This window comes from Noviherbaspirillum malthae (assembly GCF_015352985.1).
GTDB classification, from domain to species: Bacteria; Pseudomonadota; Gammaproteobacteria; order Burkholderiales; family Burkholderiaceae_D; genus Noviherbaspirillum; species Noviherbaspirillum malthae.
This window is the reverse complement of the sequence record NZ_JACYXF010000210.1, coordinates 1-542: the sequence shown is the minus strand read 5'-3', so window position 1 is coordinate 542 and position 542 is coordinate 1. Positions and strand designations below refer to the sequence as shown.

The following is a 542-nucleotide window of genomic DNA, read 5'->3' as shown; positions in this document are numbered from 1 at the left end:
GATTGATGACAATCACAACCCACCAGTCTTCATCCACGCACATCACATACGTGAACTCCAACTGATAAATCTTTACTACTTCTTCCAGATTGTTAAAGAACAAAACAGCCATGATCGCAATGATCAAACCTAAGTAGATGGAGCGGGAAAAGAGTCTCGAACTCTCGACCTCAACCTTGGCAAGGTTGCGCTCTACCAACTGAGCTATTCCCGCTTTGTCGTACTCTACAACTTACAACTGCGACCAACTTAGGTTTGATATTCCGACCACATAAAGTGGTAGGTCTGATTGGACTCGAACCAACGACCCCTACCATGTCAAGGTAGTGCTCTAACCAGCTGAGCTACAGACCTGCTTTATGCAGTTATTGGCTTATTACTACCAACATACCGATAAGTGTGAACGCTCAACTGGCGAGCCATTGCTCTAGAAAGGAGGTGATCCAGCCGCACCTTCCGATACGGCTACCTTGTTACGACTTCACCCCAGTCACGAATCCTACCGTGGTAAGCGCCCTCCTTGCGGTTAGGCTACCCACTTC

At 47.6% G+C, this 542-nt stretch carries 2 tRNA genes and 1 rRNA gene; all 3 read right to left on the bottom strand.

The window, feature by feature from the left end:
* Positions 1–138: 138 nt before the first annotated feature.
* Positions 139–214: transfer RNA gene (locus IGW03_RS37840), tRNA-Gly, on the bottom strand.
* A gap of 63 nt (positions 215–277) precedes the next feature.
* Positions 278–354: transfer RNA gene (locus tag IGW03_RS37835), tRNA-Val, on the bottom strand.
* Positions 355–431: 77 nt separating this feature from the next.
* A 16S ribosomal RNA gene (locus IGW03_RS37830) occupies positions 432–542 on the bottom strand; the annotation flags it as partial.